Here is a 24,831-nt window from a genome sequence, read left to right as displayed (position 1 = left end):
CCGGGGCGTGTCGTGTAGTACGGCCGGTCCGTTCTCCGTGTTCACAGGGTTCGGGTCGGAGTTTCGGACGCGTTCACCGAGACAGGGGTGCCAGCGGGGCGCGTGGTACGAACTTGATTACCGGCGTGGGGTTTTGACTACTCGGTGTGCGGACGTGGCTGCTTCAGCCCGGGTCTGTCAGTTCCTGGCCGTGTCGGCGTCGTACCGCACAAGGTGGCACATCGCGGTCGTCTCGCCCGTGGCGAGCCCGGCCATCGCCGCGGGCAGGTCCTCGAAGGCGCACTCGCCCGTGATCAGGGTGTCGAACGCGGGGTCGGCGAGGAGTTCGAGGGAGAGCGCGAGCCGGTCGGCGTAGGTGCGGCGGGAGCTTCTGGCGGGTGAGACGGACCCGACCTGGCTGCTGCGGACGGTGAGGCGGCGGGAGTGGAACGCCTCGCCGAGCGGCAGGGTGACCTTCCGGTCGCCATACCAGCTCAGTTCGAGGACCGTACCCTCCGGGGCGAGGAGTTCGAGGGCGCGGGAGAGCCCGGCCTCGGTGGCGCTCGCGTGGACCACGAGGTCGCGGTCCCCGGCGGCGTCCGCGGGGAGCGCGAACTCGATGCCCAGCGCCCGCGCGATGTCCGCGCGCGCCGGGTCGGCGTCGACCAACTGGACGCGGGCGGCGGGATACCGGGCGAGCAGCGCGGCGACGCTCGCGCCGACCATGCCCGCGCCGACCACGGAGATCCGGTCGCCGATCAGGGGCGCCGCGTCCCAGAGGGCGTTGACGGCCGTCTCCACTGTGCCGGCCAGCACGGCGCGTGAGGCGGGCACGTTCTCGGGCACGGGCGTGACGGCGCTCGCGGGGACGACGTACCGGCTCTGGTGCGGATAGAGGCAGAAGACGGTCCGTCCGAGCAGTTCGGCGGGCCCCTCCTCCACGGTTCCGACGTTCAGGTAGCCGTACTTGACGGGCCCGGGGAAGTCGCCCTCCTGGAAGGGCGCCCGCATGGCGGCGTACTGGCTCTCCGGGACCCCTCCGCGGAAGACCAGCGTCTCCGTGCCACGGCTCACTCCCGAGAAGAGTGTGCGCACCACGACCTCACCCTCGGCGGGTTCGGGCAGATGGGTGTCTCGGAGTTCGCCACGGCCGGGAGAGCTGAGCCAGAAGGCGCGGGCGGAGCGGTCCATTCGGCATCCTCCTGAGTGATTCATGTGAATCGGCTGAGTGAACGGGCTGAACGATCGGGCGGCGAGCCACGTACCGACCTTTGCGAAGCCGCGCACAAGGTACGCGGCAATGATCGACTCTGTCACCTGGCCGGAGGATGTGCGGTGGCCCTGAACAACACGTATGACGCGAGGCTCTTGCAGCAGGAGACGGCCGTGGGAGCGGGCGTACAGCTACTGCTGTTGACCGTGCTCGGCACGGCGATCGGCCTGGGCCCCGCGGGCTGGCTCACCGGGCTGGCGTTCGGCACCGCGACCTGGGCGGTGCTCTCACGCGCCCTGCACCGCACGCGGCCCCGCTCCTTCGGAGCCGCCAACCGCGTGACGCTCGGCCGGGCGACCCTGGTCGGCGGGGTGACCGCCCTGGTCGCCGACTCCTTCCAGAGCCCGCCGCCGGTCACGGTCCTGGTCGCGCTCACCGCGGTCGCCCTGATCCTCGACGCGGTCGACGGCAAGGTCGCCCGTCGCACCGGTTCCTCCACGGCGCTGGGCGCGCGCTTCGACATGGAGGTCGACGCGTTCCTCATCCTGGTGCTCAGCGTGTACGTCGCCACGACGGTGGGGCCGTGGGCCCTCGTCATCGGCGGTATGCGGTACGCCTTCGTGGCCGCCGCGAAGTTCCTGCCCTGGCTGAACAACGCGCTCCCGCCGAGCACCGCGCGCAAGACCGTGGCCGCGCTCCAGGGAGTCCTGCTGCTCCTCGCGGGCTCGGGGATCCTCCCGTACGCCCTGACGTTCGGGGTCGTCGCCCTGGCGCTCGCCCTGCTGACCTGGTCGTTCGGCCGGGACATCGGATGGCTGCGGCGGACGCGGGGCCCTGCCGGGCGCGGGGTGGCCCTGGCCGAGCTGGACCTCGTCCGCGAGACGGCGGCGGTGGGTGCGCCGTAGCCCCTAAGGGGCGCGGGGAACTGCGCGACCAGCCACATGCGACCCGCAGCCGACGTCGTACGCCGACTGCGGGTCAGTGGGGGCTGAGCGCGCAGTTCCCCGCGCCCCTTAGGGGGTGAGGGTTGCCCGGCGCCGCTCGGCGCGCCGCGCAGGTGGGAGTCCCTTAAGCGATCTTGTCCAGCTGGGCGATCTCCTCGTCCGGCAGGACGAGATCCGCGGCAGCGATGTTCTCGCGCAGGTGCGCCCGCGACGACGTGCCCGGGATGAGGACGATCGACGGCGAGCGCCGCAACAGCCACGCCAGAGCCACCTGCTGGGGCGACGCGTCCAGCCGCGCGGCGACCTCCGTCAGGATCGACGACTGCAGTGGACTGAAGCCGCCGAGCGGGAAGAACGGCGCGAACGCGATCCCCTCCGCCGCGCACCGCTCGACGAGGGCGTCGTCCTGGCGGTTGGCCAGGTTGTAGAGGTTCTGCACGGTGACGACCGGCGCGATGGCCTGCGCCTCGGTCAGCTGCGCGGCGGTGACGGAGCTGACGCCGAGATGCCGGATCAGCCCCTGCTCCCGCAGCTGGGCCAGCGCGCCGAACTTCTCGCTCAGCGGCTCCTCGTCCGTGCCCACGGCGGAGCCCATCCGCAGGTTCACCACGTCGAGCGCCTCCACGCCGAGGTGCTGGATGTTCTGACGGACCTGGGCCTTGAGGTCCTCGGGTTCCCGCGCGAAGATCCAGGCGCCGTCGTCGCCGCGGCGGGCGCCGACCTTGGTCACGATGTGCAGGTCGTCGGGGTAGGGGTGCAGGGCCTCCTTGATGATCTCGTTGACCACGAAGGGTCCGTAGAAGTCACTGGTGTCGATGTGGGTGATGCCCCGCTCGACGGCCTCCCGCAGCACCGCGACGGCCTCGTCCCGGTCCCTGGGCGGCCCGAACGCGTTGGGGCCCGCCAGCTGCATGGCCCCGTACCCCATGCGGGTGAGGGTCAGGTCGTCGGCCAGGGTGAGGGTGCCGCCGGAGAGCGTGCCGGTCACGTCCGTCATGGTGATGCCTCTCGCTGTATGTCTCGACTCCTTGCTCCTCGACTCTGCGCGGGACCGGACGCGGACGGCAGTACCCCGCTGTTCCTGGGAGTGGCGGGGACAGTCACCCGCGCCGGGACGGAACTACGGTGGAGAGATGAACGGCACGAACGTCCTCGGAGAGTTCCTGCGCGCCCGTCGCGCCCTGGTCCGGCCACAGGACGCCGGTATCCGCGGCGGCGGCCTGCGGCGCGTCCCGGGCCTGCGCCGCGAGGAGGTCGCGATGCTCTCCGGCATCAGCGCCGACTACTACCTGCGCCTGGAGCAGGGCCGCGACCGCAATCCGTCGCTCCAGGTCCTCGAAGCCCTGGCCGACGTCCTGAATCTGGACGCCAGTGCCACGGAACATCTGATCGGCCTGGCCCAGGCCCGGCCGTCGCGGGCTCGCGGGACGGGTTCCGCCGCCGGTCGCGGACGCGGGGCCGCGCGCAAGCCCGAGGCCGTGCCGCCCGACATCCTCCAGCTCCTTCAGGCATGGCCGAACAACCCCGCCTACGTCGAGAACAAGTTCACCGACGTGCTGGCCGCCAACGCGCTGGCCAGGGCCCTGTCCCCGAACCACGCCCCCGGCAGCAACATCATGCGGGCCGTCCTCCTCGACGAGAGCGAACGGGAGCTGCGCCGGGACTGGGACGAGCTGACCGAGGCGGGGGTCGCCGCGCTGCGGGCCAATGTCGGGCCCGACGTCGACGATCCCCGACTGGTGGAACTCGTGGGCGAGCTGTCCGTACGCAGTGAGCGTTTCCGGTATCTGTGGGCCCGGCACGATGTGCGGCCCAAGCAGTCGCGTCTCCTGCGGCTGCGCCATCCGAAGGTCGGCGACTTCGAGCTGCACGCCAGCAAGCTGGGCATCGTCGGATCGGACGGCCTGATCCTGAAGGTCTTCCAGGCCGCACCGGGCAGCCGGGACGCCGAACTCCTCGCCATCCTGGGGAGTCTGACGGCGTCCGGCGAGGCGGACCGGGACCCGGCCGGCTCCGAGAGCCGCCGGGCCGTCGAGGACCACTGACGTCAGTTGCGTACGGCGGGGGCGATGGTCTCCTGGTTCGTACGCGCCGGCTCCGGGCCCACGCCCTGGTCGTTGTCCGGCTCCTGGCCGCCGGTGGCGCGGGGCGCGCCGGCGATACGGCGTACGTGCTGTACCGGGACGAGCAGCGCGGCCAGAGCCGCGGCCAGGCACAGCAGCGCCAGCAGGGTGAACCCGTGGGTGTAGCCGGAGGCCTCCGGCAGACCCGAGGGCTGCAGGTGGCCGGTGACCAGGACGCTGGTCACCGCGGCGCCGATGGACCCGCCGATGGTGCGGATGTTGGCGTTCATCCCGGTCGCGGCTCCGGTCTGCTCGGGCGGGACACTGCCGACGATCAGGTTGGCCATCGAGGCGAACGACAGGCCGATGCCGAGCCCGAACACGCCTGCCACGAAGGCCACCTGCCACTGCTCGTCGTGCCACAGCGCGAGGAATCCGCAGGCGACGGCACCGAGCGCGGCGCCGGTCGTGAGCAGCTTCTTGGCTCCCACCACGGGTTCCAGCCGGCCGCTCAGGATGCCCGAGAAGAACATGGCGACCAGCATCGGCAGCATGAGCAGTCCGGACGCGGTCACGCTCGCACCGAATCCGTACCCGGCGGAGCGGGGCGTCTGGACGAAGGCCGGCAGGAAGGACCAGATCGAGTACATGCCCGCGCCGAACAGCAGCGCGGCGGTGTTCGTGGTCCACACGGCGGGCAGCCGCATGACCTTCAGGTCGATCAGCGGCGAGCGGGAGCGCGCCTCGGAGAGCAGCCACAGGACGAAGAGGACGACCGCGGCGGCGAACAGCCCGATCACCCTGACCGAACCCCAGCCCCACCGGGTCGCCTGGCTGAGCGGCAGGAGCAGCGCCACCAGCCAGGCCGACAGCAGGATCGCGCCGAGCCAGTTCACGCGGCCCTCGGCACGCCCGGGCGACTCGGGGACGTAGCGGAGGGCGATGAGCGCGGTCACCGCGACGACTCCGACGGGCAGCCAGAACAGCCACCGGTAGTCGAGCGCGGTCACGATGGGACCGGCCGCGACCATGCCGACACCGCCGCCCGCGGCGATCACCGCGGACAGGTTGCTGATGCTGGGGCTCACCCGGGCCGGGGCGAACTCGTCGCGGATGATGCCGAAGGACAGCGGGAACAGCGCGCCGCCTATGCCCTGGACGACCCGGGCGACGATCAGTACGCCGATGGTCGGGGCGAGCGCGGCGATCAGACAGCCGATCATCACGGTCACCAGGACGGCGACGAGGGTGCGCTTCTTGCCGATCAGGTCGCCGACCCGGCCGAGGATCGGTGTGAAGACCGAGGCGGACAGCAGGTAGGCCGTCATCACCCAGGTCGCGGTGGACTGCGAGGTGTGCAGTGCGTGCTGGACGGTCGGCAGGGCCGGCGCGATCAGCGACTGCAGCATGGAGAAGACGCCCGCACCGGTCGCGAGGACCGCGAAGGTGAGGCGGGTGGACTTGCGGGGCATGGAAAGCCTCTCCGAACTGGTTGCGGCCCGGGTCCTGTCGTCACGTTCCCGTCGTCCGCGCATGCCGGAGCGGCGCGGACGCGGCGGTGGTCGCTGGACGGGTCCCCTGTTCGAGCGCGGCCGGAAGCGGCAGCCGGGAGCAGGGGAAGGTCGCGGAAGATGTCAGGGAGTGTCAGAGGGCGGGCGGTGCGCTCGGCGCCTGGCCCGGACGGAGACGGTGGTACGTCGTGCCGACGGCGCGTGCGGCCGCACGTGTCCCCGGTGGACGCACCCCGAACTGTTAAAGTGGAGGTACCCCTCCACTGTAGCGGAGGGGTACCTCCGCTTCAACCTCGTCCCGCCCGGGAGGCAGCAGTGACCGCCCAGTCGTTCCCCGTCAGCGAGATCGTCGCGACCCGGCGGCCCCACCGGAAGGACGCGGCGCGCAACTACGACGCGCTGCTCACCGCGGCCCGCGAGGCCTTCGCGGAGCAGGGCGCGGAGGCCTCCCTGGAGGACATCGCGCGTCGCGCGGGCGTCGGCATCGGCACGCTGTACCGCAACTTCCCCACCCGCAGACACCTCTTCGAGAGCCTGTACGCGGACGAGGTCAACTCGCTGTGCGAGGCCGCCCAGGAGGTCGCGGACCTCGAACCGTGGGAGGCGCTGACGGCCTGGCTGGAGAGGTTCGCCGGCTACATGGTGACCAAGCGGGCCGTGCGCGAGGCCCTGAACGACGAGTCGGCGATCTTCGCCGCCTGCCGCGAGTCGATGTACGCGGCCGCCACCCCGCTGTTCGAGCGGGCCCAGCGGGCCGGCGAGGCACGTACGGACATGACGTTCGGGGACCTGCTGCGCATGGTCGCGGGCATCACCGCGACGACCTTCGACGACGACACCCAGCGCGACCGGGTCATGTCCATCGCCCTGGACGGCGTACGCGTCTCCCACTGACCTGACGAGAGTCCGTCCGCCGCGGGGGACCCGGCGGGTCCTCCTCCCTGCGGAGGACGCCTTCACGGAGGAGGCGGCCAAAAACCGTTCCTCCCAGGGCCAGAGGGACGGCACGGGCGGTCCGTCTACCGTGGGGTCCATGACCCTGATGGACTCGTTCGCCGGACGGCGCGTACCCCCGGCCGTCACGGACGCGGGTCTGGCCCTGCTCTTCACCGCGGGGGCGTTCGTCACGCTCGTGCCGATGCCGGCCGACATGCCCGCACTGCGCACTCCGGACGCCCTGTTCGTCGTACTCGCCCTGCTGTCCGCACTGCCGCTGGCCGTCCACCGGCGCTTCCCGCTGCCGGTTCTGCTGGTCATGACGGTCGCGGTGACCGCGCTCCAGGGACGGCACTACATCCCGCACCTGTCGGGTCCGCAGGGCACCTCCATCGGGCCCTCCTACCTGGGCGTGGCCACGGCGGTCTTCCTGACCGCCCTGCGGGGCGCGCCCGGGACGGCCACCCTGGTCGTGGCCGTGGTCATCCCGGCCGCAGCCGCCACCGAGGCGGTCCTCGCCCCGGACGGGCACCGCATCGCCACCCTGCTGACGGACGGCGTGCTGCTGGTCGCGGCGTGGGCACTCGGCCGGCTGACCCGGGCGCGCGCCGCCATCCGCGACCAGGCACTGGAACGGGCCTCGGCGCTGGGCCGCGCCCATGAGGCCAACGCGCGCGCCGCCGTCATGGAGGAGCGGGCCCGGATCGCCCGCGAACTGCACGACATCGTCGCGCACAACGTCAGCCTGATGGTCGTCCAGACGATCGCAGCCGACCGCGTCCAGGACCGCGACGGCGACAAGGCCCACGAGTTGCACGGCACCATCGAGGAGACGGGCCGGGCGACCGTCACCGAACTGCGCAGACTCCTCGACGTGCTGCGTACGGAGGACGAGGCGGGCGCCGATCCGAGCAAGGAGCCGCCGCAGCCCACCGTGGAGGCCCTGCCCGCGCTGGTGGACGCGGTGCGCGCGGCGGGCCTCACCGTGGACTTCACGACGACCGGGACACCCGCCGAACTACCGGCCGGCTCGCACCTGACCGTCTACCGGATCGTGCAGGAAGGGCTCACCAACACGCTCAAGCACGCCGGCCACACCCACGCCGAACTGACCGTCGCCTGGGAACGCAGGCACCGGCGGCTCACCGTCCGGCTCTGCGACGACGGGCCCCGGCCGGGCGTGGGGGCGGCGCCGCGCCCGGCCGACCTGCCCGACGGGCCCGGTCACGGACTGCTCGGCATGCGGGAACGCATCGGTGCCGTGGGCGGTTCCCTGCACACCGGCGCGCGCCCGGGCGGCGGCTACTGCGTACACGCGGTCGTACCGCTGCCGGCGTCGACACCGTCACACGAACAAGCACAAGCACAAGCACAAGCACCTGCACCGGCACCGGCACCGGACGATCCCTCATTCGACATCGCAGGGCACTACGAAGGGCACCCCCCGCATGCAAGCCATCCGCGTCCTGCTGGTCGATGACCAGCCCATGATCCGGACGGGATTCCGGCTCATCCTGGAAGCCGAGCCGGACATCACGGTCGTCGGCGAGGCGGCGGACGGCGTAGCCGCCGTCGAGAGCGCCCGGTCCCTGCGCCCGGACATCGTCCTGATGGACATCCGGATGCCGAACATGGACGGCGTCGAGGCCACGCGCCGTATCGCGGAGACGGGGTCGCCGAGCCGCATCGTCATCCTGACCACCTTCGACCTGGACGCGCACGTGGTGGACGCCCTGCGCGCCGGGGCCAGCGCCTTCCTCGTCAAGGACGGACCGGCCGACTCGCTCGTCGGCGCCATCCGTACCGTCGCCGCCGGTGACGCCGTGCTCTCGCCCCGGGTCACCCACCGGCTGCTCGACCGCTTCGCCCATCTCGGCGCGCCCGCGTCCCCGGACGTACCGTCCCGCCTCGGCGCGCTCACCAGCCGTGAGCTCGACGTCCTGCGGGCCCTGACCCGTGGACTGTCCAACGCGGAGATCGCGCTGGAACTGGGCGTGGGAGAGACGACGGTCAAGACGCACATCGCGCACATCCTGGAGAAGTACGGGCTCCGCGACAGGGTGCAGGCCGTCATCCTGGCGTACGACTGCGGGCTGGTGGTACCGCGCGGCCCTCGGTGAGTCAGTACTCCAGTTCCGGCCGCAGGCGCAGCGGGCCGCCGACGGTGTGCAGATGCCTCAGCACCTGGGCGTACGAGTCGAGGAGGCTCGTCTCGTGGTACGCGACGCCGTGCCGGGCGCAGAAGGCGCGGACGAGTTCCTGGGCGCGGCGCAGGCTGGGCCGCGGCATGGACGGGAACAGGTGGTGCTCTATCTGGTAGTTCAGTCCGCCGAGCGCCAGGTCGGTGAGCCGGTGGCCGCGGATGTTGCGTGACGTCAGTACCTGCCGGCGCAGGAAGTCGATCTTGTCGTCCTTGCCGAACAGGGCCATGCCCTTGTGGTTGGGGGCGAACGAGCACCCCATGTACAGCCCGAACAGTCCCTGGTGCACCGCGATGAAGGCCACGGCCTGGAGGGGGGTCAGGACCAGGAACAGAGCGGCGAGATAGCCGGCGATGTGCGTCATCAGCATGGCCGCCTCGGCGAGCCTGGTCGCGCGCCCGGTGCGCGCGTTGCCGCGCTCGAAGGTGGCCTGTACGCCGGCGACCTTCAGGGCCAGTCCCTCAAGCAGCAGCATGGGGAAGAACAGCCAGGCCTGGTGACGGCCCAGCCAGGCGTACGCGCCGCTGCGGACGCGGGCCTGGTCCTCGGTGAAGGCGATCGCGCCGTCGGCTATGTCGGGGTCGCGGTCGACGTGGTTGGGGTGGGAGTGGTGCCGGGTGTGCTTGTTGATCCACCAGCCGTAGCTGAGGCCGACCAGCAGGTCGGCGTGGACGCGGCCGAGCACGTTGTTGACCCGCTTGGAGGCGGCGATCTGGTGGTGGCCGGCGTCGTGCCCGATGAACGCGGTCTGGGTGAACATCACCGCGAGGAACGCGGCGGTCGCCAGCTGCCACCACGACTGTCCGATCAGCGCGAAGGCGGTCCATCCGGCGGCCAGCAGGAGCAGGTTCGCCCCGACCTTGACCGCGTAGTAGACCGGGCGCCGATTCAGCAGCCCGCTCTGCCTGACCTCGCGGGAGAGCGCGGCGTAGTCGCTGCCGCGGCGGGCGGGCGGAGGTTTGGTCATCCGGGCGGGATCGGCCGGGTCGGTGCCCCGGTCGATGGTGTCGGTGGTGCTCACGTGTTTCCTCTCGGGGTGCGGGCGGGCCTGCTGCGCGCGGCAGGGCACCCAGGGCTCGTCGGCCGGGCGCCGGAAGCAGCCCGAGGCAGGCCCGCGTACGGGTCTGCCTCGGAAAGGGCCTGCCTCGGGTCAGAAGGTCAGAAGGCTCAGGACGGGGGCTCCTCAGAGCGCGCGCACCTGGTCCGCCTGCATCCCCTTGGGTCCCTGGCTGGCCGTGAACTCCACCTTCTGGTTCTCCTCCAGGGAGCGGAACCCCTCGGTGTCGATGGCCGAGTGGTGCACGAAGATGTCGTCGCCGCCCTCATCGGGGGCTATGAAGCCGAAGCCCTTCTCCGCGTTGAACCACTTCACTGTTCCAAGAGCCATGTGATGTCTCCTTCGAATCGAGATGACGAGCTGAGCGGAGAGCGCGAAAACGACAGAGCGCCCGCTGTCAGAACTCCGCGGGCGCCTCCACGTTCGCAAACTTCAACCACAACCATTCCCTACAACGTCCGGTGTGCCGCATACGTTCCCGATGGACGGAAAAGCCCGGATCCGGGCTCCGGCCCCTGGCCGGCAGGTCGGCGCCGAATGCGGAAGGGAGTACGGTTGCGTCACCGGGCGCACCTCGTATGCCGTCATCCGTTTCGGCGTCGCACTCGGAGAACGGCAATGGCCGACGAAGATCGAATCCGGCCGGAAATGAGCCGCACGATGCCTTCTGGCTCGTACCGTCCCGCCGTCTCCCGCAGTCCCTTCCGCACCCGGCGATAGCGACCCTCCCAGCTCTTCGGACGCCCCTGGGCATTCGGGAGCCTCGTGCACGGTCCGACCAGACCCGAACACAGAGGATGCGGGACACATGTACTCACAGGACGCGATCTCCGGCCACCGCCGCGGCCGCCCCGAACCGACCGCCGAGATGCTCTCCGGACTGGCCTGCCTCATGTGCGGCACCGACTACCGGAACGCACCCGACCCCGAGGCCGTGGTGGTCTCCCACCACGACGGCGGACAGATCCTCGCCTGCCACGGAACCTGCGCGCGCATGGCGTGCGGATCCGTCAACGGTCTCGGCGAGACGGCCCTCCCCCTGGACGAACGTGTGCGCAGGCACCGGGGAGACCGTGCCTGATCCGGCCGGTCCGGCGTTGAACACCGCGAACGACCAAAGCACCACGATCGAACCAGCACGACGACAACCAGCACGACGACAACGAAATAGAAGGACGCGCATGAGTCTGTTGAGTCTCGGAGTACTCGCCTCCTCCCGCAAAGAGAACGAGTTCCGACTGCCGTTGCATCCCGGTCACCTCGACCGGATCGCTCCCGACGTACGCGCGAAGATCTTCCTGGAGGAGGGTTACGGCGGCCGGTTCGGCGTCGGTGACGACGCGCTGCGGCCACTGGTGGGCGGACTGCGCTCCCGCGACCAGCTCCTCGACGAGTGCGATGTGCTCCTGCTGCCCAAGCCGATGCACGAGGACGTGGCCCAGCTGCGCCAGGGCCAGGTCCTGTGGGGCTGGCCGCACTGCGTGCAGGACGAGCGGATGACTCAGCTCGCCATCGACCGGCAGCTCAGCCTCATCGCCTGGGAGGCGATGAACCACTGGACCTCCACGGGCGCCTTCAGCGTCCATGTGTTCCACAAGAACAACGAACTGGCCGGCTACTGCTCGGTGCTGCACGCCCTGCAGCTCGGCGGGCTGACCGGCAGCTACGGCCGCCGGATGCGCGCGGTGGTCATCAGTTTCGGGGCCACCGCACGCGGTGCGGTCACGGGTCTGGGCGCCATGGGGATCTCCGACGTCACGGTGCTGACGCAGCGCGCCGCCGCGGCGGTCGCCTCACCGATGCCGTCGGTCGTGATGGGACACTTCGCCGAGCGCGAGGACGATCCGTCCCGTCTGGAGGCGCTCACCGGGCTCGGCCCCGTGCCGCTCGCGGAGTATCTGGCCGGGTTCGACGTGATCGTCAACTGCATAAGGCAGGACACCGACGCGCCGCTCACGTTCGTCACCGACGAGGAACTCGCCCTGTTCAAGCCGGGTACCTTCTTCGTCGACGTCTCCTGCGACGAGGGCATGGGCTTCGACTGGGCGCGGCCGACCACGTTCGAGGACCCGATGCCCACGGTGGGTCCCGGCTGCCACTACTACGGCGTGGACCACAGCCCGTCGCACTTGTGGGACTCGGCCACCTGGGAGATCAGTGAGGCGCTCCTGCCCTATCTGCGCACGGTCCTGAGCGGCCCGGCGGCCTGGGACAGCGACGCCACGATCAAGAGCGCCATCGAGATTCGTGACGGTGTCGTCCTGAACCCGAAGATCCTCTCCTTCCAGCACCGGTCGGCCGCGTTCCCGCACGCCGTCGAGGTCCCGGCCGCCGCGCTGCCGCCGGCTCCGGTGCTTCCCCCGGCCTCGAAGGACAAGGCTTCGAAGGACAAGGCCTCGAAGGACAAGACGTCGAAGAACAGGGTCACCTCTCCCGCGGGAGCGTCACCGGGCGGTCGTTCCGCAGCTCAGTGAAGAGTGTCCGCGCGCGGCGGTCGTCCCACTGCACGGCGCTGCCCTTGTCGGTGGCGAGAGCGGGGTCGGACACGGGCACGTTGAGCTGCCGGCCGCCGCCCGCCGTGACGCCCCGCATCGCGCGGAACAGTGTCATGAGGTCCCGCAGGCCCGTACCCTTGTCGACCACCAGCGTGTCGAGGCCCGCACCGAGGGTCGGGAAGGACCTGGCGGGGTTGAGGAGGGTTCCGGGGGTGACCGCCTTCTCGGCGAGGGCGGTCAGGAACTTCTGCTGGTTGCGGGTACGGCCCAGGTCGCCCTGGGCCTCCTGCTTGCGCTGACGGACGAACGCCAGCGCCTCGGCGCCGTCGAGGGTCTGGCAGCCCTTGCGCAGGTCGGCGCCGGAGTTGTCGTCCTTGACGTCCCGGTCCAGGCACATGTCCACACCGCCGACCGCGTCCACCACGCCGACGAAGCCCGCGAAGCCGATCTCCGCGTAGTGGTCGACGCGCAGCCCGGTGTTGCTCTCCACGGCCCGTACGAGCAGGTCGGGGCCGCCGAGGGAGAACGCGGCGTTGAGCTTGTTCGGCTCGGCGCGGTAGCTGCGGCCGGTCTCGGGGCGGACGTAGGGCGGGACGGTCACCCAGGAGTCGCGCGGCAGGCTCAGCATGGTGGTGCCGTTGGCGCCGGTGTGCAGCAGGATCATCGAGTCGGTGCGGCGGCCCTCGGCCGAACCGGTGCGCAGGTCCTTCCTGGCCTGCTCGGACAGGCCCGCCCGGCTGTCGGAGCCCACGATCAGGTAGTTGGTGCCCTTTCCGGCCGGCGCGCGGTCCGGGAGCGCGCCGAGGTCGACTCCCTGGTCCAGTTCGGTGTCGGCCCACACATAGGTGCCGACGGAGGACGCGACCAGCGCGGCGAGCAGCAGGACCGCCAGCCGCACGACCCTGCGGCGCCGGGTGGGGCGGGGCCTGGGAGATCTGCCGCTGTTCGCGCTCCGGTGGGGCCGGCTCCCGTCGTCCGTACGGCCCTCATGCGTACGGCCCGGGGTGGCCGGTGAGGGCATACCGGGCAGTGGTGCCGTACGTGTCGAGGTGGGGGCGCCGTTCCCGCGCCCCGACCACGAACCGTGGCCGGTCCCGTGGTCGGTCCCGTCGTTCATCCGCCTGTCCAGTCCTTCGACACATGGGGTCACCCCGTCACGGGGTCATCTCGTGGGCACGCTCTTATACGGGGCGGGGTCGCCGATCTGTTCAGCGGCGGTGCCGGAACGCTTCATGATCTGCCACTTCAGCCGACTGCCGAGCAGCACGGCGACCACGGACTGGATGACGACGAGATACATCAACTGGCGGTAGACGACGAGTTGGAACGGCATCCACCACAGGGTCCGTACGCGCTCCCCGTCGAGCCTCAACGCGTATCCGGCGCACAGCAGTTGGATGCCCATGAAGGCGAACCACACCGTGGCCGAGCCGATCGGGTCGAGGAACAGCACGCCGTACAGGGCGAACACGTCGATGACCGGTGCGAGGAGCGGGAGGGCGACCTGGAAGACCGCGAGGTAGGTGAGTCCGCGCCGGCCGAAGCGTCCGGCCACGCCCGTCTCCAGGACGGCGCCGCGGTGCTTCCACATGGCCTGGATCGTGCCGAAGCACCAGCGGTAGCGCTGACGCCACAACTGCCGCAGCGAGGTGGGCACTTCGGTCCAGGCGACGGCGGACTCCTCGTAGAGGACGCGCCAGCCCGCCCGCCACAGGGCCATCGTGAGGTCGGTGTCCTCGGCGAGGGTGTCGTCGCTGACTCCGCCGACCCCGGTCAGCGCGTCCCGGCGGAAGGCCCCGATGGCGCCGGGCACGGTGGTCATGCACTCCAGCACCTCGAACATGCGGCGGTCGAGGTTGAAGCCGAAGCAGTACTCCAGGTGCTGCCACTTGGCGAGCAGGCCCCGCCGGTTGCCGACCTTGGTGTTGCCGCTGACCGCGCCGACGGCCGGGTGCGCGAGCGGCTGGACGAGGTGGTGCACGGCGTCCGGTTCGAAGACGGTGTCGGCGTCCACCATGACGAGGATGTCGTGACTGGCGTGTTCGAGGCCGGTGTTGAGGGCGGCGGCCTTGCCCGCGTTGGCCTTGCGGATCACCAGCACCCGCGCGTCACCGACGCCTTCGGCGAGTTCGGCCGTACGGTCCGTGGAGCCGTCGTCGATCACGATGATCTGCAGCCGGGCGTAGTCGGAGGCCAGCAGTGAGCGGAGGGTGGCCTCGATCCCGGCCTCCTCGTTGTAGGCGGGGACGAGCACGGTGACCGGTTCCGTCACCTCCCGCAGCCAGGGCGCGCCGGGCCGGGAGCGTTCGAGCCGGCGCACATGGGCGCGGGCGAAGTGGACGAGCAGGAGCAGACGCAGCACGCCGAGCGCGCCGGCGATGCCGAGCGTCCAGGTCATCACGTCCGAGAACGCGCGCCCCAGCCAGGCGGCCCGGATCAGCGCGCTGCCACACCAGCGCTCGACGGCCGACACCCGCTCGTACGGGGTCAGCCGGACCCCTGCCGAGACGGTGGTGAAGCGGTCGACTCCCGGGTTGCCGAGCAGCTTCTCCGTCTCCCGGTACGCGGTCGCCGTCTGGCTGAACTGACGGACCAGGCCCTGTGCGGGCCTGCGGGACGCCTTGTCGGCGGCGACCAGTACATAGCCCTGGGCGGTGGCGCGCCGGGCCGCCGCCCACTCACGGCCGCACAGGGTGTCGGGTGAGGTGGTCCGCGGCATCCGCAGCAGGTTGGTGCGCAGGTCCGCGGTGCCCGCCAGCACACTCTGGGTCAGGTCGAGTTCGGCGGAGAACCGGAGTGCGGACGTCTCGCCCAGGGCGGCTCCGGTGTAGGTGTGGGAGCCGATCTCGTGGCCCTCGGCGCGGATCCGTCGTACGAGGTCCGGATGGCGGGCCGCCTGCGACCCCAGGAGGAAGAAGGTGGCGCGGGCCCGGTGCTTCTTCAGCAGGTCGAGGAAGCGCGGGGTCCAGACAGGGTCGGGGCCGCCGTCGAAGGTGAGCGCGACGGTGCGGGCGGGCATGGAGGCGGTGCGCACGCCGTTGCGGTTGATGCCGATGACGGGGCCGCCGCGGGTGACGGCGTCGGGTGCGGGCGAGGTACAGGCGGACCGGGTGTCGGCGGCGTCGACCTCGTGGTTGGTCCAGCCCTCGAAGAGGAGGGCCGCGAACATCGCGGGCAGGACGAGTATCAGCAACAGCCAGTGCCCCCGCGGATCGCGGGACTGTTTGTGCCGAGCCCTCACCAAGCGCCACCCCTCCCCTCGACCGCTCTTCTGCCCTCCCCCGCGTCGGTGGCCGATGCGCTGGAAGAGGTCTGCTGCCACGGGCTGGCGGGGCCGGAGTTACGCATGGGGCGCGAGTCTAGCCACAGCTTCGCGCTCGCACGGCGCCAACGCCGAGGCTCACAGGAAGGGGGGTTTCGCGGCGGCGAGGGGGCGGGTCCTGTCTGGGCCCGGGGGTCCGCCGCTCAGACCGGCAGCCGCGGCACGCTGTCGATCAGCCGCCGGGTGTACGGGTGGGCCGGGTCGCCCAACACCTGGTCGGTGTCGCCCTGTTCGACCAGTCGGCCGCTCTCCAGTACCGCCGTGCGCTCGCACAGGGAGGCGACGACCGACAGGTCGTGGGAGACCATGACGAGGGTCAGTCGCCGCTCCTCCTTCAGCTCGGCCAGCAGATCGACGACCTTGACCCGGGTGGTGACGTCGAGCGCGCTCACGGGTTCGTCGGCGAGCAGCACGCGCGGGTCGCACACGATGGCACGGGCGATGGCGATGCGCTGACGCTGGCCGCCGGAGAACTCGTGCGGGTAGCGGGAGGCCGTGTCCGCCGGGAGCCCGACCCGTTCGAGGGCGGCGGCCACCTTCGGCGCGGCGGTCGTCCGGGAGTCGAGGCCCAGGGAGCGCAGCGGTTCCGCGACGATCGCGGCGACGCGGCGGCTGGGGTCGAGTGAGGAGTACGGGTCCTGGAACACGCACTGGACGCCCCGTCGGAAACGGCGCATCTGCCGCCGGTCGCGCGGGGCGAGCGGCTCACCGTCGAAGCGGACGGTACCGGCCGTGGGACGGGCGAGTCCCAGCAGGAGCCGCAGCAGGGTGGTCTTGCCCGCGCCCGACTCCCCCACCAGGGCCAGCGACTGCCCCGGCTCGACGGCCAGGGACACGTCCCGTACGACGTCGGCGGCGGCGCCCCGGTAGCGTACGGCCACGTCCGTGAGCTCCAGTACGGGTGTCACACGCTCCGCCTCCGTCGGCTCGGGCTCGGGTGTCATCGGGGGCTCCTCAGGTCCAGGGCGGACTCCAGCTTCCGGGCGCCGGCGACCAGCGCCCTGGTGTACTCGGCCCTCGGCGCGGTGACGACGTCGAGGACGGGGCCCTCCTCGACGGCCCGCCCGTCCTTCAGCACCAGGACCCGGTCGGTGACCTTGGCCACCACGGCGAGGTCGTGACTGACGAACAGCACGGCCATCTCGCGTTCGCGGACGAGGCTGTCGAGCAGGTCCAGCATCTCGGCCTGGACGGAGACGTCGAGCGCGGTGGTGGGTTCGTCGGCGATCAGCAGGCTCGGTTCGCAGGCCAGGGCCATGGCGAGGGCGACGCGCTGACGCTGGCCGCCGGAGATCTCGTGCGGGAAGGCGTGGGCGATGCGGTCGGGTTCGGGCAGCCGTACCCGTACGAGGGCCTCGGTGACGGCCGCGCGCAGGTCCCGGCCCTTGAGGCCGGTCCTGCGTGCCAGGGGTTCGGCGATCTGGCGGCCCATGCGCATCAGCGGGTCGAGGGCGGTCAGGGGTTCCTGGAAGACCACGGCCGCGTCCCGGCCGCGTACGGCGGTGAGGCGGTTTTCCGGGGCGCCGACGATCTGCGTAGCGGCCAGTTCGACGCTGCCGGTGGCGGTCATGCCGTCGGGCAGCAGGCCCAGCAGGGCGAGTGTGGTCAGGGACTTGCCGGAGCCGGACTCGCCGATCAGACCGAGCCGTTCGCCGCTGCCGACGGTGAAGGAGAGGTCGTCGACGAGGGTGCGTCCGTCGTCGGTGCGCACGGTCAGGCCGCGCACGTCCAGGAGGGGGGCGGGGAGGGTCATGTCCGCCTCCTTCTCGTAGCCGGGTCGAGGGTGTCGCGCAGTCCGTCGGCGATGAGGTTGACACCCACGACGAGCACGACCAGCAGGATGCCGGGGGCCAGCGCGCCCGCGGGTGCGGTGGTGAAGGTGGACTGTGCTTCCTGGAGCATGCGGCCCCAGGAGGCGTTGGGCGGCGGGGCCCCGAGGCCGAGGTAGGACAGTCCGGCCTCGGCGAGCACGGCGAGGCCGAACTGGAGCGCCAGGTTGACCACGAGGGTGGGCCAGATGTTCGGCAGGACGTGCCCGGCGACCGTACGCGGCCAGGAGGTGCCCGAGGTCCGGGCGGCCGTGACGTAGTCCCGCGCCAGGACCCGCTTGACGAGGATCCTCACGAGCCGGGCGACCACCGCGCTCTGGGCCAGCCCGATGGCGAGGATCGCGGAGCCGAGGGTGGCCGAACGGGCGGCGACGACGAGCATCGCGAGCAGCAGCGTCGGGAAGGCGATGAGGATGTCGAGGAACGCGGCGAGGGTGTCGTCGAACCACCCTTGAGCGAACGCGGCGAGCACACCGAGGGTGACCCCGACGACCGCGGCGATGGCGACCGAGCCCAGACCCGCCTGCACGGCGATACGGGCGCCGGTCATCAGCTGGGTGAGCAAATCCCGGCCCAGCTTGTCGGTGCCGAGCGGATGCCCGTCGCCGGGGCCCGCGAGCCGCCCGCCGGAGGTGTCGTCGGTGTCGAAGGGCAGCCAGACGAGCGAGACGAGGGCGAGCAGCACGATCAGGGCGGTCAGCGAGCAGCCCGCGAGGAGCGTGGCGGAACGGCGGCGGCGCGAGACCGGCGTCGACTCCGTGGGCTCCGTCTCCTTGAGCGGGGCGGGCGGCAGGGTCATCGGGCACCTCCGGAGAGCCGTCCGCGCAGGCGCGGGTCGATGATCCGCTGGACCAGGTCGGCGGCGAAGCCGATCAGGAGCACGGCGAGGGTCGAGACGAACAGGACGCCCTGGACGACCGGGTAGTCGTGCTGGGCGATACCGGTGGCCAGCAGCGAGCCGAGTCCTGGCAGCGCGTACACCGACTCCACGACGACCGCGCCGAGCAGCGTCGAGGCGAGTTCGATCCCGAGGATGGAGATCACGGGTACGGAGGCGTTGCGCAGCCCGTGCCGCCACATGGCCCGCGGGAAGGACGCGCCGAGGGCCCGGGCGGTGCGCAGGTAGTCGCTGCCGAGGACGTCGAGGGTGGCGGAACGGACGTACCGGATCAGGGAGGCGCCCATGACCAGGGCGATGGTGACCACGGGCAGGACGAGCGAGCGGATGGCGTCGGCGGGTGCGGCCCAGCCGTCCTGCGGGAAGCCGCCGGAGGGGAGCCAGCCCGCGTTCAGCGCGAACACGGCGATGAGGATCATGCCGAGCCAGAACACCGGGACGGCGATGCCCAGCTGGGAGATCCCGCTGAGCACCGCCCCGTACCAGGTGTGGCGCTTGTACGCGGCCACGAAGCCGACCGGTACGGCGACGACGACGGCCAGCACGAACGCGGCCAGCGTCAGCGGCACGGTGACGTTCAGGCGGGCGCTCACCTCGGGGCCGACCGGCAGCGAGCTGACGAAGGACGTGCCGAGGTCGCCGCTCGTCAGCTGCCCGAGCCAGTGGGTGAACTGCGCGGGCAGCGGACGGTCGGAGCCGATGGAGTGGCGGGCCGCGGCGATCTGTTCCGGACTGGCGCCCACCGAGGTGAGCGCGTTGGCCGGGTCGCCGGGGAGCAGGCGCAGCAGCACGAAGAGCACCACGCTCGCCAGGGCCAGCGACACCAGGAGGAACGCGAGGCGGCGCAGGAGATAGCGCCCCATCAGCCCTTCTTCTTGATGTCGTAGGCGTAGAACTGGGAGTTGAGGCCGTTGAGCGGGTAGCCGGAGAGCTTGCTGCCGGCGACGACGATCTGCGGGTAGAGGTAGAGCCAGTCGCTGGCCGCGTCCTCGGCGGTCTTGCGGTTGACCTTCTTCAGCAGGTCGGTCTGCTCGTCGGTCGTGGAGGCCTCCTCGGCCTGCTCCACCCACTGGGTGACCTGCTTGTCGTCGTAGCCCCAGTAGAAGTCGGGGTTGCCGTACCAGACGAGGTCGCGGTCGTTCACGTGCTCCTGGAGTGTGGCCGTGAAGTCGCGGTTCTTGTAGACCTTCGTGTACCACTCGTCCGGCGTGATCGTGTTGATCTTGACGGTGATGCCGACCTTGGCGAGCTGCGACTTGATGAAGGTCGCGGCCGTGGGGTGCGGGTCGTAGTTCGGGGTGTCGAGGGTGAAGCTGAAGCCCTTGGCGTAGCCCGCCTCCGAGAGCAGCTTCTTCGCCTTGGTGACGTCGTACGCGTTGACGTCGGTGAGGTCCTCGTACCAGGGGTCGGTGGGCGGCACCATCGAGCCGATGAGCTTGCCGTAGCCGCCCCAGACGGAATCGAGCAGCTTCTTGTCGTCGATGGCGGCGGAGACGGCCCTGCGGACCTTGACGTCCGTGAACGGCTTGGCCTTGTCGTTGAAGGCGAGGAGCAGCTTGGTGGTGGATTCGCCGTCGTTGACCTTGTAGTTCTGGTTGCTCTTGAACTGCTCCAGGGCGTCGGGCGACTGCTCGCTGGTGACCACGTCGACGGCGTTGGTCAGCAGCGCGTTGTTCAGCGCGGAGGCGTCCTTGTAGTAGTGGTAGACGACCTTCTTGTTGGCTGCGGCGTCGCCCCAGTAGCCGGCGAAGCGGTCGAGGCTCAGCGCGGAGCCGCGGGTCCACTTGGCGAGCGCGTAGGGGCCGGTGCCGTCCTCGGTCGTCTTGAGGTTCTTCGCGTCGGAGTTGATGATCCAGACGTAGGAGAGGTTGTAGACGAAGGAGATCGACTTCTTCGACAGGGTGACCTTGACGGTCCTCGCGTCGGGGGTGGCGATGTCCTTGACGACTTCGAGATTGCTCTTGCGGGCGGACTGCGAGTCGTCCGCGAGGACTTTCTCCAGGCTGTACTTGACGTCCGCGCTGGTCAGTTCCTTGCCGCTGTGGAACTTCACACCGTCGCGCAGGGTGAAGGTGTAGGTGAGGCCGTCCTTGCTCACCTCGTGGTCCTGGGCGAGGAGGCTCTCGACCTTGCCGTCGTCGGTGAGTTTGAACAGACCCTCGTAGACGTTGCCGTTCAGGGCCTCGGTGACGCCCTGGCCGCCGCCCGCGGTGTTGTCGAGGTTCTGCGGCTCGTAGAGGGAGCCGATGTTGACGGTGGCGCTCTTGTCCCAGGTGCCGGAGGAGGCGCCGCTGCCGCCGGAGCCGCCGCCGCAGGCGGTGAGGCCGAGGGCGAGGGTGGCGACGGTGGCGGTGCCGTAGAGGGACGCTCTGCTCTTGCTGTTCTTGCTCATGGGTGTCAGGTGCCTTCGGTACGAGGAGCCGCGGGGTGCTGTCGGGAGCCGCCCGGTGCTGCGGGAGCCGGTGGGAAGGGGGCGATCAGTGCTGGGCCGGGAAGCCGTCGCGGAAGAGGGGAAGCTTCTCGCCGGCCTCGACGGCCAGGTGGAAGCGGTTCTGCCGCGGCGGCATCGGACAGTTGTACTGATCGGAGAACCCGCAGGGCGGCACGAAGGCCCGGTTGAAGTCGAGGATCACCCGGTTGTCGTCCTGGGTACGCCGTACGAACAGGAAGCGGCCGGCGCCGTAGGTGGTGTCCCCGTTCGTGGGGTCGCCGAAGACAAGGAGCAGGGTGCCGTCGTCGTCGAAGGCGCTGAGGGTGTACTCGCGGCCGTCGACGGTGAGCGTGATGTCGCCCGGGACGACCAGCTCGCGGGTGCCGCCGTTGTCCCGGAGGTGCTCGAACGCGACGCGGCGGGCGCCGGGCACGGGGGTGTAGGACGCCTCCAGGACCCACGCCGGGTCGTACGGGAAGGCGGTGACGCCGTCGAAATGACGGATGGCGGGCGAGTCCGCGTTCCACAGGCGCAGGCCGTGCTCGGGTTCGCCGGTGACGAGGTCGGTGCGCCGGAGCGTGGTGACCGTCACACCGTCCGGCTGCCCGGCGCGGGCCGCCTCGGTGTCGGTCTCCTCACCGGTCGGCAGCCAGCGGGTCTCGACGAGGGCGAGGTTCCCGGTCGGTGAGGTGAGCGAACGGTGGCGCTCGGCACGCCACAGCTTCCACTCCTCCCCGGGGTCGACGGAGGCCGGGGAGGCGGTGGACTGGGACACGGCGAACTCATTCGACTGGGCGGACGCCACGACATGGCGAACACGGGCGGCTATTAGATGGTCAAAGCATGTCCTTTATCGTTCATAAGGTCACCTAATGTCAAACATGCATCTCGGGTGGCGAGACGGCGGGTCTCAAATCTGGGCGGTTTCGCGCGGGCCACCGCCCCGGACAACCACCCCGCACACATCTTGATCATTGCCCTCTGAACGTTTTCTTCGTCCTGTCGGTGCGCGGCCCTAGCGTGTCCATGTGGCTCAACCCCCCACGCCCTGGGCCTACTTACCCACACGTAAAGGACGAAGGCGGCACGATGAAGCTGGTCGAACTTGTAGAGGCCGGCGACCTCGCCGGAGTGGTCCGGGAGCTGGGTGCTCTGGAGCCGGAGCAGCGCAAGGCGTGCGCGGCCGGGCTGGCGGCCCTCCGCGAGGCGATCTTCCGGCGGACGAACACCGCGGAAGTGAGGGCATCCCTGTCCGCCGCCGAACTGGGCTGCCGGGTCACCCCCGAGGCCGCGGCGTCGTGGCTCCTGACGTACCGGTACTTCAAGCTGGACACCTGGACGGTGGACGTCCTGAACCTGCGCCCCGTCGCCTGGCGCGCCGAGCTGGTCGCACAGCTCGGCGAACGTGCGACGGCCTCGGACACGGTGTACACGATCACCGAACACCTCGTCCACGACACCGGCTGTCCGCTGCCGGCCTCCCGCAAGTTCGCCCTGGCCTGGCTCTTCAACCGCGCGAACAACCGGGAGCGGCCCGCGCGGGTCCTGGGTGGGACACCGGGTGCCGACCTCTTGGAGCGGCTGCGCACGGACGCCTTCACCCCGACACTCGTCCCCCTGGCCGTGGAAAGACCTGGGCGTATCGTCTTCGGCCGTTCGGCGTGGCTGCTGGAGGCTCTCGTCGACCTCACCGCAGAGGGCTTCGCCGACCGTGACGAGCTGGTCGACAACCTCTTCGCGGACATGGTCGGCGATCCGCCGGGAGGAGCCCGCGCGGCGGCCATGCTGGAGGCACTCGCGCTCACCCCGGCCGAACACGCCCGGGTGGCTCCCGCACGCGCCGCGCTGGCCGGGCAACTGCTCGGGCACCTGCCGGCCGACGGCACGCGCGTGGAGACCACGCCTTTCCTGCTGTTCCTGCGGGCCCTGAACTCCACACCGGCCGAGAACGCGCTCCTGGTACGGGACCATCTGGCGCTGCTCGACGGGTCGTTGCCGGTGGCCGGCTACGCCCAGGAGGTCCTGACCGGCTTGGACGAGTCGGGGCTGCTGGAACCCGACGTCCTCACCGAGGCGTGCGTACGGGTCCTGCTCCGCCCCGAGAAGGGACTGGTCCGCGCCCAACTGGCCTTGCTCGACCGCGCGATCCGGCGGAACCCGGCGCGCGCGGACAGGTTGCTCGCCGACATGGCCATCGCCTTCGGACACCGGGACCTGGCGTTGCAGGAGCGCGCACTGACCCTGACGGGCCGTCACATCAAGTCTGCCGGGGAGTCGGTGCTGCCGGAGTTACGGACGGCCGCCGAGCGGCTCAGCCCTGGACTCGCGGCGCGGGCGGGCGAGTTGTTCGGCGCACAGGGGGACGTGGGTGGCACACCACAGGTCGTCGTCACCGAGTCGTACGCGGACACACTGCTTCCCGTGCCGGTCCCGAACCCGGTGCCGGGGCCCGTGGCAACAGCCACCGAGGTCGCGCAGGAGGTCGCGGCGGTCGTCGCGAACGACCAGGACGTGGTGGCCTTCGAGCGCGCCCTGGACGGCCTGGTCCGACACGCCCATGTGGACCGGGCCGCGCTGTCCGAGGCACTGAAGCCGGTCATGCGCGGACAGCCGAAGGGCGGCTACGACTGGGCACAGGCGGACCTCTACGACGTGGCGGCCACGGTGCGTGGCGACGAACCGAGACCACGGGTCGGCCTGCTGCACCGCGTCGTCCACCTCGGCCGGACCCGCCCGAGCGGCAGCTTCTCCCTGGCCGGCTCGATGCTCGCCGCACGGCTCGCCGAGGCGATGGAGATCATCGAGTCCAGCGCTCAGCCGTTCCTGCTGGCCGTACCGACCCTCTCCACCGGCGCACTGGACGCCGCCGTACTACTGGAACGGATCTCGGCGCTCGCCGGCCTGGGCGTCACGCCCGCGCCGGTCGACCTGGCCCAGGCCCTGCTGCGGGTCACCCCGACGGCGGACGACGAGGTGCTCCGCGCCGCCGGGGCTCTCGACTCCCCCGCCGGCCGGCGGCTGGCGCACTGGCTGCGCGAAGGCGGGCTTCCGCACCAGGACTCGGAGCCGAAGGGCTGGCCCCACTGCAAGCCGCCGAAGCCCGCCTCGCAGGGGTGGTGGACACCCGCGCGCCCCGGGGCGCCCATCGACCCCGCGTTCCCGTTGGCCGCGGCGGCGCTGGTCGGACCGTACGTCGGCAACAACGGCCTCGCCGACCCGATCCGGCCCTTCTGGGTGGCGCAGTTGCCGCACCACCGCGAGGAGTTGATGGCACGCGACTACTTCGAGCCGCGCATGTCACAGACGGGGTGGCCGCGCGTCCTGCCGCTCGTCGCGGAGTCCGGCGGTCCGGCGGGTTACTCGGTGCACCTGGCCGTGGCCTTCGGACTGATCTGGCGCATGGACACCGACGCGGTGGTGGACGCCCTGCTGGTCCTGGCCGCACGGGGGCAGTTGGACGGCGGGCTGCTCGGACGGCAGCTGGAGGCGTTGCTGAACGACGAGTGGCCCAGCGCGAGCCGGGCGGCCGAGTCGTTGCGGACCGCCGCCGAGACGGGTGCGTACGCCACGGTGTGGTCCGTGCTGGCAGCCGCTCTGCCCGGCCTGCTGCGGGACACCCCGGTCCGGGGCGCGGGCGAACTGCTGGCGCTCGCCGTGGAATGCGTGTCGCGCTGCGGGGCGAAGGGGGAGATCGCCGAGGTGACGGCAACGGCCGGACGGAAGGGTTCGAGCGGGCTGGTGAAGAACGCGCGACTGCTGCGGGACGCGCTCCGCTGAGGCCCGCCCGGTGAACGGCGGTCCCGCCCAAGGGTGGGCGGGACCGCCGTTCGGTCGGCCGGGGCGGGGTCCGTCGCCCCCGCCCCCGTTATGTTTTCTGCGGTTCCGCAACGGGGCCGCTGGCCTCCGGGTCCGGCATGACTGTGTCCCCCTGTCGAAGGCATGACCTGGGGGG

General features: G+C 71.0%; 21 protein-coding genes. 8 read left to right on the top strand and 13 right to left on the bottom strand.

The window, feature by feature from the left end:
• Positions 1-177 precede the first annotated feature (177 nt).
• A complete protein-coding gene (locus ACIOKD_RS17685) occupies positions 178-1,170 on the bottom strand; it encodes a zinc-binding alcohol dehydrogenase (protein ID WP_402084433.1) in 993 nt (330 codons plus the stop codon).
• A gap of 144 nt (positions 1,171-1,314) precedes the next feature.
• Here ACIOKD_RS17685 and ACIOKD_RS17680 point away from each other — a divergent pair, with 144 nt between their 5' ends.
• Complete coding sequence (locus tag ACIOKD_RS17680) at positions 1,315-2,097, top strand: CDP-alcohol phosphatidyltransferase family protein (protein ID WP_402084431.1); 783 nt, start codon at positions 1,315-1,317, stop codon at positions 2,095-2,097.
• A gap of 163 nt (positions 2,098-2,260) precedes the next feature.
• On the opposite strand, the gene ACIOKD_RS17675 is transcribed toward ACIOKD_RS17680, so the two are convergent.
• On the bottom strand, positions 2,261-3,133 hold the full coding sequence (locus ACIOKD_RS17675) for an oxidoreductase (RefSeq protein WP_402084428.1): 873 nt from the start codon (positions 3,131-3,133) through the stop codon (positions 2,261-2,263).
• Between the two features lie 136 nt (positions 3,134-3,269).
• Between ACIOKD_RS17675 and ACIOKD_RS17670 the strand changes: the two genes are divergently transcribed.
• On the top strand, positions 3,270-4,181 hold the full coding sequence (locus ACIOKD_RS17670) for a helix-turn-helix domain-containing protein (RefSeq protein ID WP_402084425.1): 912 nt from the start codon (positions 3,270-3,272) through the stop codon (positions 4,179-4,181).
• Positions 4,182-4,183: 2 nt separating this feature from the next.
• Here the strand turns inward: ACIOKD_RS17670 and ACIOKD_RS17665 are convergent, their stop codons facing one another.
• Complete coding sequence (locus ACIOKD_RS17665; protein WP_402084422.1) at positions 4,184-5,671, bottom strand: MFS transporter; 1,488 nt, start codon at positions 5,669-5,671, stop codon at positions 4,184-4,186.
• 354 nt (positions 5,672-6,025) lie between these two features.
• Here ACIOKD_RS17665 and ACIOKD_RS17660 point away from each other — a divergent pair, with 354 nt between their 5' ends.
• The 3 genes from ACIOKD_RS17660 (at position 6,026) to ACIOKD_RS17650 (ending at position 8,766) form a co-directional block, all read left to right on the top strand.
• The gene (locus tag ACIOKD_RS17660) at positions 6,026-6,604 is read left to right on the top strand and encodes a TetR/AcrR family transcriptional regulator (RefSeq protein WP_402084419.1); all 579 of its coding nucleotides are present in this window, start codon (positions 6,026-6,028) and stop codon (positions 6,602-6,604) included.
• A 139-nt stretch (positions 6,605-6,743) separates the two neighbouring features.
• Positions 6,744-8,126 carry a sensor histidine kinase gene (locus ACIOKD_RS17655; RefSeq protein WP_402084416.1) on the top strand — a complete coding sequence of 461 codons (1,383 nt, stop codon included), beginning with the start codon at positions 6,744-6,746 and terminating at the stop codon, positions 8,124-8,126.
• Positions 8,095-8,766 carry a response regulator gene (locus ACIOKD_RS17650; protein WP_402084413.1) on the top strand — a complete coding sequence of 224 codons (672 nt, stop codon included), beginning with the start codon at positions 8,095-8,097 and terminating at the stop codon, positions 8,764-8,766. Before ACIOKD_RS17655 ends, ACIOKD_RS17650 begins: the two co-directional genes overlap by 32 nt.
• 1 nt (position 8,767) lies before the next feature.
• Here ACIOKD_RS17650 and ACIOKD_RS17645 read toward each other — a convergent pair whose 3' ends face one another.
• Both ACIOKD_RS17645 and ACIOKD_RS17640 read right to left on the bottom strand, forming a co-directional pair.
• Positions 8,768-9,814 carry a fatty acid desaturase family protein gene (locus ACIOKD_RS17645; RefSeq protein WP_402084999.1) on the bottom strand — a complete coding sequence of 349 codons (1,047 nt, stop codon included), beginning with the start codon at positions 9,812-9,814 and terminating at the stop codon, positions 8,768-8,770.
• A 216-nt stretch (positions 9,815-10,030) separates the two neighbouring features.
• Entirely contained in the window at positions 10,031-10,234 is a 204-nt protein-coding gene (locus ACIOKD_RS17640) for a cold-shock protein (protein WP_402084410.1), read from the bottom strand.
• A 478-nt stretch (positions 10,235-10,712) separates the two neighbouring features.
• On the opposite strand from ACIOKD_RS17640, the gene ACIOKD_RS17635 reads away from it, so the two are divergent.
• Positions 10,713-10,985 (top strand): hypothetical protein, encoded by a 273-nt coding sequence (locus tag ACIOKD_RS17635; protein WP_402084407.1) that lies wholly within the window; start codon positions 10,713-10,715, stop codon positions 10,983-10,985.
• Positions 10,986-11,085: 100 nt separating this feature from the next.
• Positions 11,086-12,378 (top strand): N(5)-(carboxyethyl)ornithine synthase, encoded by a 1,293-nt coding sequence (locus tag ACIOKD_RS17630; protein WP_402084404.1) that lies wholly within the window; start codon positions 11,086-11,088, stop codon positions 12,376-12,378.
• Here the strand turns inward: ACIOKD_RS17630 and ACIOKD_RS17625 are convergent.
• The 8 genes from ACIOKD_RS17625 to ACIOKD_RS17590 all read right to left on the bottom strand — a co-directional run bounded on the left by ACIOKD_RS17625 (position 12,329) and on the right by ACIOKD_RS17590 (position 21,654).
• On the bottom strand, positions 12,329-13,516 hold the full coding sequence (locus tag ACIOKD_RS17625; protein ID WP_402084402.1) for an LCP family protein: 1,188 nt from the start codon (positions 13,514-13,516) through the stop codon (positions 12,329-12,331). The two genes, ACIOKD_RS17630 and ACIOKD_RS17625, sit on opposite strands and share 50 nt — an antisense overlap.
• 45 nt (positions 13,517-13,561) lie before the next feature.
• On the bottom strand, positions 13,562-15,640 hold the full coding sequence (locus tag ACIOKD_RS17620) for a bifunctional polysaccharide deacetylase/glycosyltransferase family 2 protein (protein WP_402084400.1): 2,079 nt from the start codon (positions 15,638-15,640) through the stop codon (positions 13,562-13,564).
• A gap of 224 nt (positions 15,641-15,864) precedes the next feature.
• On the bottom strand, positions 15,865-16,665 hold the full coding sequence (locus ACIOKD_RS17615) for an ABC transporter ATP-binding protein (RefSeq protein ID WP_402084397.1): 801 nt from the start codon (positions 16,663-16,665) through the stop codon (positions 15,865-15,867).
• Positions 16,662-17,474, bottom strand: a complete 813-nt coding sequence (locus ACIOKD_RS17610) for an ATP-binding cassette domain-containing protein (RefSeq protein ID WP_402084394.1) — start codon at positions 17,472-17,474, stop codon at positions 16,662-16,664. Before ACIOKD_RS17610 ends, ACIOKD_RS17615 begins: the two co-directional genes overlap by 4 nt.
• The gene (locus tag ACIOKD_RS17605; protein WP_402084391.1) at positions 17,471-18,349 is read right to left on the bottom strand and encodes an ABC transporter permease; all 879 of its coding nucleotides are present in this window, start codon (positions 18,347-18,349) and stop codon (positions 17,471-17,473) included. Before ACIOKD_RS17605 ends, ACIOKD_RS17610 begins: the two co-directional genes overlap by 4 nt.
• Positions 18,346-19,311, bottom strand: a complete 966-nt coding sequence (locus ACIOKD_RS17600) for an ABC transporter permease (protein WP_402084389.1) — start codon at positions 19,309-19,311, stop codon at positions 18,346-18,348. Before ACIOKD_RS17600 ends, ACIOKD_RS17605 begins: the two co-directional genes overlap by 4 nt.
• Positions 19,311-20,840, bottom strand: coding sequence for an ABC transporter substrate-binding protein (locus tag ACIOKD_RS17595; protein WP_402084387.1), 1,530 nt, complete (start codon positions 20,838-20,840; stop codon positions 19,311-19,313). Before ACIOKD_RS17595 ends, ACIOKD_RS17600 begins: the two co-directional genes overlap by 1 nt.
• Before the next feature lie 85 nt (positions 20,841-20,925).
• Positions 20,926-21,654: a DUF1684 domain-containing protein gene (locus tag ACIOKD_RS17590; RefSeq protein WP_402084385.1), complete on the bottom strand. Its 729-nt coding sequence runs from the start codon at positions 21,652-21,654 to the stop codon at positions 20,926-20,928.
• A gap of 314 nt (positions 21,655-21,968) precedes the next feature.
• Here ACIOKD_RS17590 and ACIOKD_RS17585 point away from each other — a divergent pair, with 314 nt between their 5' ends.
• Positions 21,969-24,656: a DUF6493 family protein gene (locus ACIOKD_RS17585; protein ID WP_402084382.1), complete on the top strand. Its 2,688-nt coding sequence runs from the start codon at positions 21,969-21,971 to the stop codon at positions 24,654-24,656.
• Positions 24,657-24,831: the final 175 nt, after the last annotated feature.

The organism is Streptomyces sp. NPDC087844 (genome assembly GCF_044742785.1).
Taxonomy (GTDB): domain Bacteria; phylum Actinomycetota; class Actinomycetes; order Streptomycetales; family Streptomycetaceae; genus Streptomyces.
This window is presented reverse-complemented; position numbering and strand designations above follow the sequence as displayed.

Coding starts and splice junctions, on each gene's coding strand:
- ACIOKD_RS17670 (WP_402084425.1), top strand. CDS start 3,270: ATGAACGGCACGAACGTCCTCGGAGAGTTCCTGCGCGCCCGTCGCGCC.
- ACIOKD_RS17645 (WP_402084999.1), bottom strand. CDS start 9,814: ATGACCAAACCTCCGCCCGCCCGCCGCGGCAGCGACTACGCCGCGCTC.
- ACIOKD_RS17665 (WP_402084422.1), bottom strand. CDS start 5,671: ATGCCCCGCAAGTCCACCCGCCTCACCTTCGCGGTCCTCGCGACCGGT.
- ACIOKD_RS17640 (WP_402084410.1), bottom strand. CDS start 10,234: ATGGCTCTTGGAACAGTGAAGTGGTTCAACGCGGAGAAGGGCTTCGGC.
- ACIOKD_RS17685 (WP_402084433.1), bottom strand. CDS start 1,170: ATGGACCGCTCCGCCCGCGCCTTCTGGCTCAGCTCTCCCGGCCGTGGC.
- ACIOKD_RS17605 (WP_402084391.1), bottom strand. CDS start 18,349: ATGACCCTGCCGCCCGCCCCGCTCAAGGAGACGGAGCCCACGGAGTCG.
- ACIOKD_RS17585 (WP_402084382.1), top strand. CDS start 21,969: ATGAAGCTGGTCGAACTTGTAGAGGCCGGCGACCTCGCCGGAGTGGTC.
- ACIOKD_RS17655 (WP_402084416.1), top strand. CDS start 6,744: ATGACCCTGATGGACTCGTTCGCCGGACGGCGCGTACCCCCGGCCGTC.
- ACIOKD_RS17650 (WP_402084413.1), top strand. CDS start 8,095: ATGCAAGCCATCCGCGTCCTGCTGGTCGATGACCAGCCCATGATCCGG.
- ACIOKD_RS17610 (WP_402084394.1), bottom strand. CDS start 17,474: ATGACCCTCCCCGCCCCCCTCCTGGACGTGCGCGGCCTGACCGTGCGC.
- ACIOKD_RS17600 (WP_402084389.1), bottom strand. CDS start 19,311: ATGGGGCGCTATCTCCTGCGCCGCCTCGCGTTCCTCCTGGTGTCGCTG.
- ACIOKD_RS17635 (WP_402084407.1), top strand. CDS start 10,713: ATGTACTCACAGGACGCGATCTCCGGCCACCGCCGCGGCCGCCCCGAA.
- ACIOKD_RS17630 (WP_402084404.1), top strand. CDS start 11,086: ATGAGTCTGTTGAGTCTCGGAGTACTCGCCTCCTCCCGCAAAGAGAAC.
- ACIOKD_RS17615 (WP_402084397.1), bottom strand. CDS start 16,665: ATGACACCCGAGCCCGAGCCGACGGAGGCGGAGCGTGTGACACCCGTA.
- ACIOKD_RS17595 (WP_402084387.1), bottom strand. CDS start 20,840: ATGAGCAAGAACAGCAAGAGCAGAGCGTCCCTCTACGGCACCGCCACC.
- ACIOKD_RS17675 (WP_402084428.1), bottom strand. CDS start 3,133: ATGACGGACGTGACCGGCACGCTCTCCGGCGGCACCCTCACCCTGGCC.
- ACIOKD_RS17625 (WP_402084402.1), bottom strand. CDS start 13,516: ATGAACGACGGGACCGACCACGGGACCGGCCACGGTTCGTGGTCGGGG.